Source organism: Pseudomonas sp. S49 (assembly GCF_009866785.1).
GTDB lineage: Bacteria > Pseudomonadota > Gammaproteobacteria > Pseudomonadales > Pseudomonadaceae > Aquipseudomonas.
Window position 1 is genome coordinate 5,354,735 of sequence record NZ_CP019432.1, and the last position, 11,884, is coordinate 5,366,618.

General features: G+C 60.2%; 8 protein-coding genes. 6 read left to right on the top strand and 2 right to left on the bottom strand.

Annotated elements, in window-relative coordinates; genetic code table 11:
- The first annotated feature begins 114 nt into the window (after positions 1–114).
- From PspS49_RS23555 to PspS49_RS23575, 5 genes are read left to right on the top strand one after another with little or no spacing between them, the layout of a single operon-like run.
- Positions 115–2,373, top strand: coding sequence for an EAL domain-containing protein (locus PspS49_RS23555; RefSeq protein ID WP_174245081.1), 2,259 nt, complete (start codon positions 115–117; stop codon positions 2,371–2,373).
- Entirely contained in the window at positions 2,370–4,244 is a 1,875-nt protein-coding gene (locus PspS49_RS23560) for a GGDEF and EAL domain-containing protein (RefSeq protein ID WP_127929615.1), read from the top strand. Before PspS49_RS23555 ends, PspS49_RS23560 begins: the two co-directional genes overlap by 4 nt.
- Positions 4,245–4,284: 40 nt before the next feature.
- Positions 4,285–5,238, top strand: a complete 954-nt coding sequence (locus tag PspS49_RS23565) for a cytochrome c peroxidase (RefSeq protein WP_127929616.1) — start codon at positions 4,285–4,287, stop codon at positions 5,236–5,238.
- Positions 5,235–7,049 (top strand): DAHL domain-containing protein, encoded by a 1,815-nt coding sequence (locus PspS49_RS23570; protein ID WP_127929617.1) that lies wholly within the window; start codon positions 5,235–5,237, stop codon positions 7,047–7,049. Before PspS49_RS23565 ends, PspS49_RS23570 begins: the two co-directional genes overlap by 4 nt.
- Positions 7,046–8,449 (top strand): ATP-binding protein, encoded by a 1,404-nt coding sequence (locus tag PspS49_RS23575; RefSeq protein ID WP_150750422.1) that lies wholly within the window; start codon positions 7,046–7,048, stop codon positions 8,447–8,449. The genes PspS49_RS23570 and PspS49_RS23575 overlap by 4 nt, the downstream gene beginning before the upstream one ends.
- Before the next feature lie 3 nt (positions 8,450–8,452).
- On the opposite strand, the gene PspS49_RS23580 is transcribed toward PspS49_RS23575, so the two are convergent.
- A complete protein-coding gene (locus PspS49_RS23580; protein ID WP_127929619.1) occupies positions 8,453–9,778 on the bottom strand; it encodes an APC family permease in 1,326 nt (441 codons plus the stop codon).
- 282 nt (positions 9,779–10,060) lie between these two features.
- Entirely contained in the window at positions 10,061–10,882 is an 822-nt protein-coding gene (locus PspS49_RS23585; protein WP_160041669.1) for a carbon-nitrogen hydrolase family protein, read from the bottom strand.
- A gap of 125 nt (positions 10,883–11,007) precedes the next feature.
- Between PspS49_RS23585 and PspS49_RS23590 the strand changes: the two genes are divergently transcribed.
- The gene (locus PspS49_RS23590) at positions 11,008–11,808 is read left to right on the top strand and encodes a LuxR C-terminal-related transcriptional regulator (RefSeq protein ID WP_160041671.1); all 801 of its coding nucleotides are present in this window, start codon (positions 11,008–11,010) and stop codon (positions 11,806–11,808) included.
- Positions 11,809–11,884: the final 76 nt, after the last annotated feature.

Here is an 11,884-nt window from a genome sequence, read left to right on the forward strand (position 1 = left end):
AGCCGACTATGCTGAACACAGCGCAAGACTCCATCGGCTGATACAAACAGGCAAATGGCGAGGGAAAAGGATGCCCCGGATCACCACAGCATGCCTCCCCACGGGTGGCGCGGCATGACAACGCCAACCGTGCACATCAATCGCCGCGTGCTGATCGTTGACGACAGCCCGGCGATCCATGGCGATTTTGCCAAGATTCTCAGCCCGGTCATCCCCGGCGACGATGGTTTGGATGAAACCGAGAATCTGTTGTTCGGCACCCCGTCTGCAAAACAATCCCAACATTTCGAGCTGGACTCGGCGTTTCAGGGCCGCGAAGCGCTGGACAAACTCGAAGCCGCGCTGGCGCAAAACCGCCCCTACGCCATGGCTTTCATCGACATGCGCATGCCGCCGGGCTGGGATGGTCTGGAAACCATCGAACGGCTGTGGCAGGTCGACCCCAAGCTGCAAGTTGCGCTGTGCACGGCCTATTCCGATTATTCCTGGGAGGATATCGACCAGCGTCTGGCACTGAACGACCGGTTGCTGATCCTGAAAAAGCCCTTCGACGCCATCGAGATCCGCCAGATGGCCAGCGCCCTCACAGTCAAATGGCAGATGACCGAAGACGCCGAACTGAAGATGAGCCTGCTGGAGCAAGCGGTGCAGGAACGCACCCGTGAGCTGTCGGACGCCAACGTGATCGTGCAGAACAGCCCGACCATTCTTTACCGTTTGCGCGGCGAACCCTCGTTTGCGCTGATGTACATCTCCCACAACATCACCTGTTACGGCCATGTCGCCGCTGACCTGGTGGGTTCGCCCGACTGGGCCCAGGCACTGATTCATCCGGACGATCAGGCGAACGTCGATGCGGCCATGGCCCGGGTGCTGGATCGGCATGCGTCGGGCGCGTCCATCGAATTCCGCATGCGCACCGGCCAGGGCACCTGGCGCTGGGTGGAAAACCGCTACATCCCGGTGCGCGATCAGGACGGCCGACTTCTGGAAGTCGAAGGCATCATCCTCGACATCACCGAACGCCGCCTGGCCGAGGAAAAACTGGCCTTGCTGGCGCGCTCCGACGGCCTGACGGGCCTGGCCAATCGCGCCACACTGATCGAACGCCTGCATCAGGCGTTTGCCGCCGCGCGACGGGGTGCCATGCCGTTTGCGGTGTTCTATCTGGACCTCGACCATTTCAAGCGGATCAATGACACCTTGGGCCACCCGGTGGGCGACCTGCTGCTGCAGGAAGTCGCCCGGCGCATCAAGTCCGGCGTAAGGGAAAGTGACGTGGTGGCGCGCCTGGGCGGCGACGAGTTCGCGATCCTGCAACTGGACGTCAGCGACCCGACCCAATCGGCCGCGATGGCTGCCAACATCCGCGACACGCTGCTGGCGCCCTACCTGCTGGCCGGCAATGCGCTGCATATTTCAGTGAGCATCGGCATCAGCAGTTACAGCGACCTCAGCCTCGATGCCGACACGCTGCTCGGGCAGGCCGACATGGCGCTGTACCGCGCCAAGGAAATGGGCCGCAACCAGTACCACTTCCACTCCGAGGAAATCTCTCGGGAAGTGGCCGAACGCATGACCCTCGTCAGCGAACTGATGACGGCCCTCGAGGGCAATGAGCTGATGCTGCGGTATGCGCCGGAGGTCGATCTGCACAGCGGCAGGATTCTCGGCATGGAGGCACAAGTCCTCTGGCAGCATCCTCGTCACGGCCTGCTGCCGGCTGCCGACTTCGTGCCGATCGCGGAGAAAACCGGCGCGATCATTCCGCTCGGGCGCTGGGTGCTGGATCACGCCTGCCACCAGATGCACCTGTGGCGTAACGAAGGGGTCGCACCGCCAGTGATGGCGATCAAACTTTCGCTGGCCCAACTCAAGAGTGGCCCCGAGCTGATCTACAACGTGCTGCGCACCACCGCCCGCTGGGAACTGGCGCCCTGGGATCTGCGCTTCGATGTCACCGAGGCCACGCTGGCCCAGACCAAGTGGACGCACAACGATGCGCTGCCGCGCCTGCGTGAACTGGGTGTGAGCATCGCCATCGATGATTTCGGCACTGAATATTCCTCGTTCGACTACCTGAAAACCTACCGGGTCAATCACCTCAAACTGGCGCAGAGTTTCGTTGACAGTGCCGCCCACGATGTCGCCGGAGCCAATGCCCTGCGCGCGATTGTCAACTTCGCCCGCGACCTGGGCATCGGCATCATCGCTGAAGGCCAGCCGTCTTCGGATCAGCCGTGCACACCACCCGCCGCGCCCCCGCTGCCGAGTGCCCGGGGCATGTATTTCAGTGCAGCGGTCAGCGCCGAACAGGCCGGGCATTTGCTCAAGGACAGTTGCCGTCTGACGCCAAAGGAGGACGAGGCATGAAAACGCCTTTTCCCCAGACCAACCGCCGCATCCTGATCATTGACGACACGCCGGCAATCCATGAGGACTTTCGCAAGATCCTCGCCCCGCAGGTGGCGGACGCCGTCGATTTGCAGCAACTGGAACAGACACTGTTCGGCAGCCAGCAGACGCCGCACCTGAGCTTCCAGCTCGACTCCGCCTATCAGGGTCAGGAAGCCCTGGCACTGGTCAACCGCGCACTGGCCAGTGGCAATCCCTACGCCCTCGCCTTTATCGACATGCGCATGCCGCCCGGCTGGGATGGCCTGGAAACCATCGAGCAACTGTGGCGGGTCGACCCGAACCTGCAAATCGCCTTGTGCACGGCGTACAGCGACTACAGCTGGGAAGCGATGGCCGAACGGCTGGAGTTCGGCGACCAACTGCTGATCCTGAAAAAGCCGTTCGACAGTCTGGAAATCCGTCAGATGGCCAACGCCCTGACGTGGAAATGGCAACTGGCACAGGACGCGGCGCTGAAGATGCTCAGCCTTGAGCGAACCATCGAGGCGCGGGTGCACGAACTGCTCAAGGTCTCGCACCTGCTGCAATACGACAGCCTCACGGAACTGCCCAACAGCACCCTGCTCGGTGATCGCCTGAGTCAGGCCATGGCGGTGTGCCGCCGGCATGACAAACAACTGGTGGTGATGTTTCTCGGCCTCGATCGCTTCAAGCGCATCAACAATGCGCTGGGCCATCCGGCGGGTGACGAGATGCTCAAACGGGTCGCCCGGCAACTGTTGTCCTGCGTACGCGATTCGGACTCGGTGTTTCGCTACGGCTCCGATGAGTTCGTGGTGATCCTCGGCGACATCAACCACCCTCAGCAAACCCACGGCATCGCGGAAAAACTCCTCGCCGCCATTCGCCTGCCGCAGACGATTGTCGGCCACGATGTCAGCGTCACCGCCAGCGTCGGCATCAGCGTCTACCCCGATGACGGCCTCGAAGCCACCGAGCTGATAAAGAAGGCCGAGACCGCGATGCGCAACGTCAAGGAACAGGGCCCCGATAACATCGGCTTCTTCATCGAAGCCATGAACCAGCACGCCCGCGAACAGCACAGCATCGAGTCGGGCATTCGCCGAGCGCTGCAAGAGCATGAATTCGTCCTGCACTATCAGCCGAAAATCGACCTGCGCAGTACCAAAGTGGTGGGTGCCGAAGCACTGGTGCGCTGGCAAAAACCGGGGCATGGCTGGGTCTATCCGGCGGATTTCATCCCGGTGGCCGAGGACAGCGGTCTGATCGTGCCGCTGAGCAAATGGGTGCTGGCTGAGGCCTGTCGGCAGACCCGGGCCTGGCAACTGGCCGGACTGCCGCCGATCCGTATGTCGGTCAACACTTCACCCATCGATTTTCGCCAGCGTGACTTCGTCGCCGGCATCGAGCGCGTACTGCAACAGACAGGTCTGGCGCCCGAGTGGCTGGAACTGGAAATCACCGAAGGCGTGCTGATGCAAAACGTCGAGGCGACGATGACTGCGCTCAATCGCCTGAAGACGCTGGGCACGCGCCTGGCCATCGATGACTTTGGCACCGGCTATTCCAGCCTGAGCTACCTGCGGCGGTTTCCCATCGATGTGCTGAAGATCGATCAATCGTTCATTCGCAACCTGTGCAACGACCGCAGCGATGCGGCGCTGGTGAGCGCGATCATCAACCTGGGCAAGAGCCTGGGCCTGAACGTCATCGCCGAGGGCATCGAAACCGCCGAACAACTGGCGTTTCTCAAGGCCCATCACTGCGAAGAAGGTCAGGGTTACTTTTTCAGCAAAGCCCTGCCGGCAGATACGTTTGCGCGTTTGCTCGCCGGCACGCAACCCGCGCCATGGACAATAGGATGATCACTGTGAAACAGGCCTTGAGTCAGGGAGACAATTGCCGATGAGCCTTTTCCACCACGCCATGGCGCTGCTGCTGTGCGGACTCTGCGCCGGGGCCAGTGCCGAGCCGCTGAACGAGCCGCTCAAACCGTTGCCCGCAATACCGCAGCAGGATGCCCGGCGCGTGGAACTCGGTCGACGGTTATTCCACGAGCCACGGTTATCGATCAACAACACGCTGTCCTGCGCCAGCTGCCACCAACTCGACAAGAACGGTGCCGACAGCCGCGCCTTGTCACTGGGCTTCGACGGCAAACCGGTGGCCGTCAACACCCCGACCGTGTTCAACGCGGCCCTCAACTTCCGCCAGTTCTGGGATGGTCGCGCCGAAACGCTCGAGGAACAAAGCAACGTCGTCATCACCAGCCCCCATGAAATGGGCAGCGACTGGAGCACGGTGATCGAGCGCATCGGCAACGACCCCGACTATCGTCGCGATTTCGCCGCCACCTACCCGGACGGCGTGACCCAGGCCAATGTCCAGCAGGCGCTGGCCAGTTTCGAACGCACCTTGCTGACGCCCAACTCACGCTTCGATCAATACCTGCTCGGCAACACCGACATCCTCACCCTGGAGGAAAAGTACGGTTACCAGCGCTTCAAGGAGTACGGCTGCATTGCCTGCCATCAGGGGGTGAACATCGGCGGCAACATGTTCCAGAAATTCGGAGTGTTCGGCGATTACATTGCCGATCGCGGCAGCCCGACCGTGGCCGATCAGGGCCGCTTCAACGTCACCGCCGACGAAGCGGACCGGGCCGTGTTCAAGGTGCCGAGCCTGCGCAATGTCGCGATCACCGCGCCGTACTTTCACGACGGTTCGGCCCCCACCCTCGAACGCGCCGTGGATGTGATGTTCCAGTATCAGCTGGGGCGCATGCCGAGCGCTGAGGACAAACGGCTGATCATGCTGTTTCTCACAACCCTGACCGGCCAAGGGGAGAGCAAGCCATGATCAACATCTCGCGGCGACGCAGTCTGTTGTTGCTGACCCTGGTCGCCCTGGCGCTGGCCTCGATCCTGCTGTTCCTGTACATCAAATCCAGCTCTGCCCAGACCATGACGTACACCGAATCGAGGGATCTGATCCGGCAGATCAAACAGCAGAACTCGCTGTGGGAAAACGAGCTCCTCAAGGCGCGAGTGGCGCTCAGCCACAACTACGATCCGTTGGTGTCACCGATGAACGAAATGAACCGGCTCTGGGCGCGCTTCGATGCGATCGAGTCCGGACATGGGCGCAACGACTCGGCGCAATGGAACGACGCTCACGAAAGTTTCCGACAGGCGATGCAGGAAAAAATCCGTCTGGTCGAACAGTTCAAATCGCACAACGCGCTGTTGCGTAATTCCCTGGCCTTTTTGCCCACCGCTGAAGACGACATCCAACAGCAACTGGCCAGCCTGTCGGACTTCGATAAATTGCAGCTGCAGAACATCACTACCGACACCTACGACCTGCTGCTCAGTGCCCTCGAATTCGCCCAGGTCACCTCTGACAACCTGGCCGCCGACATCGAGGTCGGCCTGAACAAGCTGAAGGTCAACGCGCAACGCCTGCCGCTCGCGTTTCAGACCCCGATCAGAATCATGAGCAGCCATATCTCGCTGATTGCGCGCGAGCAGCCACTGGTCAATCAGTTGCTCGAAAACATCGAAAACATCCCCGTGGCCGGAAGCCTCGACAACATCACCACTATGCTCGATCACGATCAGCAGCGCGCCGATCAGGTCGACCGGCAGTACCACTTCTACCTGCTGTTGTTTTCGGTGCTGCTGATGTTGTCGCTGGTGTGGCTGGCCATCCGTTTGATCGGCAGTTTCGCCGAGATCAACCGGGTCAATAACGCCCTGCAAACGGCCAACGACGCGTTGGAACAAAGAGTCGAAGAACGCACCCGGGAACTGCGCGACGCCCAGAGCGAACTGCTCGACGCCGCACGTCAGGCCGGCATGGCGGAAATCGCCACCAATGTGCTGCACAACGTTGGCAACGTGCTCAACAGCGTGAACATCTCCAGCGACCTGATCACGCGCAAGCTGCGCAACAGCAAGGGCCAGGGCCTGGGCAAGGCCATGCAACTGATCAACGAACACCCGGATGACCTCGGCGCGTTCCTCAACGAAGACGCCAAAGGCAAATTGCTCCCCGGCTACCTCAACCAACTGGTGGTCGCGATTGCCCAGGAACAACAGGAAATGCTCGACGAATTGAATCAGATGAACAAAAGCGTCGATCACATCAAGGACATCGTCGCCACCCAGCAATCCTATGCCGGCGCCAACAGCATGACCGAGCCATTGTTCATCAACGAGTTACTGGAAGACGCGTTGCGCATGAACGCCGGGGCACTAACCCGGCACCACGTCACAGTGGTCAGGGAATACGCCGACGTGCCGCAGGTGATGGGCGACAAACACCGCTTGTTGCTGATCCTGATCAACCTGATCAGCAACGCCAAATACGCCATGTCCGACCTCAGCAACCGCCCCCGGACCATGACCCTGGCGGTCAGGATTGTCGATGACAGCTTCCTCGAAATCAGCGTCAAGGACGATGGCGAAGGCATCGCTGCGGAAAACATGACGCGGATCTTTGCCCACGGTTTCACCACCCGCAAGGAAGGCCACGGCTTCGGTCTGCACAGCTGCGCCCTGGCGGCCATCGAAATGAACGGCCACCTCACTGCGCACAGTGACGGCCCGGGCCAGGGTGCGTTGTTCACTTTGCAGATCCCCCTGATCAGCGTCACGGAGAACGCATGAGCGAGCTGTCGAACCGCCGCATTCTGCTGATCGACGACATGCCGTCGATCCATGAAGACTTTCGCAAGATTCTCGCGCCGCCAGCGGCGCAATCAGTGGAACTGGACCAGATGGAAGCGGCACTGTTTGGCGCTCAGGTTCGCGCCGAACGTCCGCCGTTCGAGCTGGACTCGGCCTACGGCGGCGAGGAAGGTTTGGGCAAACTGATACAGGCCCAGGCAGAACAACGCCCCTACGCGCTGGCCTTTGTCGACATGCGCATGCCCGACGGCTGGGACGGCGCGAAAACCATTGAACATCTGTGGCAACAGGACCCGCAGTTGCAAGTGGTGGTCTGCACCGCCTACTCGGATTATTCCTGGGATGAACTGCTGGAGCGCCTGCAGGCGCATGACCGCTTGCTGATTCTGAAGAAGCCGTTCGACAACATCGAAGTGCAGCAGATGGCCAACACCCTGCTGACCAAATGGCAGATGACCGAACGCGCATCATTGCAGATGCATCACCTGGAACATCTGGTCGATCAACGCACGGCCCAATTCAAGCAGGCCAGTGAAGAACTGCAGCGGGAAATCGATGAGCGCAAGCAACTGGAAAGTCAGCTGGTGCAGTCGGAAAAACTTGCGTCACTGGGGCAAATGGCAGCGGGTGTGGCCCATGAAATCAATAATCCGATCGGCTTTATCTCCTCCAACCTCGGCACGCTGGACGGCTACTTCAAACAATTGCTCAGCGTACTTGATGCCTGGCAGACGCTTGGACCAACGCCAGACAGCGAGTCAGTGGCGCGGCTTGAGCAATTGCGCAAAGACGCCGATCTGGATTTTCTCCTCGAAGACATCCCGGTGCTGATCCGCGAATCCAAGGAAGGCATTGGCCGCGTCGGGCAGATCGTCAAGGACCTGAAGGACTTCTCCCGGGTCGATAGCCATCAACAATGGCAGTGGGCCAATCTGCAGCAAGGCATCGAGTCGACCCTGAACATCGTCGCCAGCGAACTCAAGTACAAGGCCGACCTGATCAAGGAGTATCAGCCCCTGCCGGACATCGAGTGCCTGCCATCACAAATCAATCAGGTGATCATGAACCTGGTGGTCAATGCGGCGCAGGCCATGGGCCCGGAACGCGGCACCATCACCTTGCGCACCGGGCAGCAACAAGACACGGCCTGGGTGGAAGTCGCGGACACCGGCGCGGGGATTGCGCCGGAGATCCTGCAGAAGATCTTCGATCCGTTTTTCACCACCAAACCGGTCGGCCAGGGCACCGGGCTTGGACTGTCCCTGTCCTACGGCATCGTCAAAAAGCACGGTGGCGATATTTCGGTGCGCAGCGAACCGGGCGTGGGCACGACCTTTCGCGTCGAATTGCCGATGCGCCAGAACCGGCCCGCTGCCTGAGCCTCAAGTGGCTTCCTGAAAATCCATCTCCGGCGGCTGGCGACGGAAGCCACCGGTGAGCACGGCAAGATAAACCACGCCGATCGCCAGCCAGCTCAAGCCCAGATACACCGCCAAGTGATCAAGGCTGACCATCAGCCATAAATCCGCCACCAGACCAATGAACGGGAAGAGCAAAAACAGCACCATCTCACGCAGTCCCTTTTTCTCGCCGCCGATCCAGTAATGAAAGATCACCGACAGATTGACCAGACTGAACGCCAGAAACGCGCCGAAGTTGATGAACGAGGTCGAGGTGGTCACATCAAGTTTCAGCGCCAGCAACGCCACCACGGCGCAGAGCAGGATGCTGTTGACCGGTGTGCCAAAGCGCGCGTGCAAGGTGCCGAAGAATGATTTCGGCAATACACCGTCACGGCCCATGGCAAACAACAGGCGCGAACCACTGGCCTGCGCCGACAGCCCTGACGCGAACTGGCCAACAATCAGACCGATCAGGAAGATCGACACAAACAGATCGCCGCCGATGTTGCGGGCGATTTCATAGGCGGCCGAATCGACACTGTCGAACTGGAATGACGGGTGTGCGATCTGCACGAAGTACGACACACCAACGAAGATCAGCCCGCCAATCAGTGTGATCAACATGATCGCTCGCGGAATGGTGCGGCGTGGGTCGCGGGTTTCTTCGGTCAGGGTGCTGACCGCGTCGAAGCCGAGGAACGAATAGCAGGCAATCGCCGCGCCGCTCATGATCAGCGGCATTTGCATATCGCCATTGAAGAACGGTTTGATCGACCACAATGGCGTGCTCGCATCGCCACCGATGTAGTGCACGCAGAGCGCGACGAAAGCGATCAATACGAGGAACTGCACCAGCATCAGCAAGGCGTTGATGCCGTTGGCCAGTTTCAGGCCGATGATGTTGATTGCGCTGGTGATGCCGATGAACGCCAACACCCAGATCCATTGCGGAATCGACGGGAATGCCGAGGCCAGATACGCCGCGCCGATCAGCCAGATCGCCATCGGCAGAAACAGGTAATCGAGCAACACTGCCCAACCGGCGATAAAGCCGAGTTTCGGGCTGATTGCCTTGCGCACGTAGCTGTAGGCGGAACCGGCAACCGGGAACGCGGCAGCCATGCGACCGTAGCTCATGGCGGTGAAGAACATCGCCACCAGCGCCGCCAGATACGCGGCAGGGACCATGCCGGCGGTGGACTGGGCGAGGATGCCGAAGGTGCCGAGGACAATGATCGGCGTCATGTAGGCGATGCCGAACAGCACCACCGACCCTAATGAAAGGGTGCGTTGCAAACGAGCCATGGGCGACTTACTCCGAATTTTATTGGATTTATGGCAGAGCCGGGTTCGGCGAATGTTTTCGGGTGTAGCTGATCGTTCCCACGCTCTGCGTGGGAATGCCTCAATGGACGCTCTGCGTCCGCTCTTGGGACGCGGAGCGTCCCGGGCTGCATTCCCACGCAGAGCGTGGGAACGATCGGGTAAAACCTGAGTTCGACTCGGTACTTCAGGTCGGCGTACCTTGAACAATCAACTCGGTCAGTCCCCTCTCCCTCTGGGAGAGGGTTAGGGTGAGGGCATCGGTCAACGGTGTGGAATCAACAATTCACGAACACCATCGCTGCGCTCCACCACCTCCCCCGACAACTTCAAGCGCTGATCATCCAGATAGCGGTAATCCCTGCGCGCAATCTCCAACCGTGCGAAATCCAGCTCAACGCGGAACGTCCCTTCTTCCCGCCCGGCCTCGAACAGCAGCGAGCCCAGCGGATCGACCAGTGCGCTGCCACCGGCAAACATCAAGCCGTCATCCCCCGCCGCCACGCGATTGACCATCAGCGCAAACGCCTGATTCTCCTGGGCACGGGCCATGATCGCGGTGCGGTGAGTCGGCGCGTACGGGTCCATGTTGCCGTTGGTCACGATGAGCAATTCAGCGCCGAGTTGCGCCAGGGCACGGGCCGACTCTGGAAATTCGATGTCGTAGCAAATCAGCAAGCCAACGCGCACGCCGTTCCATTCGCAGGTGGCGTAGCGGTCACCGGCTTCAAACACGCCACGATCCGACGCCCACAAATGCGTCTTGCGGTATTTCAAAGCGATGCCTTCAGGGGTGATCAACAGCGTGGTGTTGTAGAAGCGCCCGTGGTCGTTCTCGGCCATGCCGATCACCACGGCAATGTTGCGTTCGCGCGCAGCGGCGAGCACTGCACTGACAGTCGGGCCGTCCAGCGGCTCGGCCGTTTGCGCCACGGTTTCAGCGCTTGGAAAACCCATCAAGTGAGTTTCCGGGAACACGATCAGCTGCGTGTCCGGCGCACACGCGGCAATCGCTGCAAGCGCGCGTTCGAGGTTGTACGCCGTGGCATTGTCACGGCCCGCCAGTTGCGCGAGTTCGACTTTCATGGGAGTTCCTTGTGATGAGCGTCGGGTGCTGAAAGATTGCCCGGTGGCTGTCTGTGGGCCAGTATGCGCAGCAAGCAGCCGGCCAGGGAATTACGCGGCCGGGGTAACCCGATAGGGGTAGATCGATGGCACTTTCGTTTGACGACATCACCTGGCACCGCGCCGTCGGGCAATTGATCGACGCGCTCGACAAGCCGAACTTCTGGGCGCAACTGGTGCGTTTGCTCGACCAATACGTGCCGTTCGATAGCTGGGTGGTGCTGCTGTTCAGCGCCGATCAACACCCGCAGGTCTTCGCCGAATGCCCCGGCGAAGACGGCAACCCCGACCAATTGTTTCAGGATTATCTGCGCGGCCTGTATCTGCTCGACCCGTTCTACATCGCCTGCCGCGAGCAGTCGCGCAGCGGTTTGTATCGCCTGTCCGAGGTGGCGCCGGAGCATTTCGAACTGACCGAGTATTACCAGCGATACTTTCGTCTGAATGTCGTGGCCGACGAAATCCAGTTCAATTGTCAGCTCGAAGGTGATCGCACACTGTGTCTGTCGCTAGGCAGTGAAAAACGTTTCACTGGCGAACATATCGCCTTGCTGTCATTGATTCAGCCTTGGGTGCTAGGCCTGCTGCGCCAACGATTACCCTATGAGATCAACGAAACCGTGGCCCTCGCCGCCGCACCCGCTCAAGCAGACTGGCGCGTGCAACTGGAAGCCTCGGTGCAACAACTCAAGGGTGCGCAACTGACGGCGCGGGAACTGGATGTCGGGCGCTTGATGCTCAGCGGTTGCTCCAGTAAAGAAATCGCCCGTAAGCTGGAAATCTCCGTAGAAACCGTGAAAGTCCATAAGAAACACATGTACAGCAAGCTGGGGATCAAATCCCAGTCCGAGCTGTTTTCGATTTTTCTTCAGGCGCAAAACGCCTGATCGTTTGGTGAAGTTGCCTTATGCAGGAGTGAGCCTGCTCGCGATGGTGTCGGGTCAGCCAAATCATTTGTAGCTG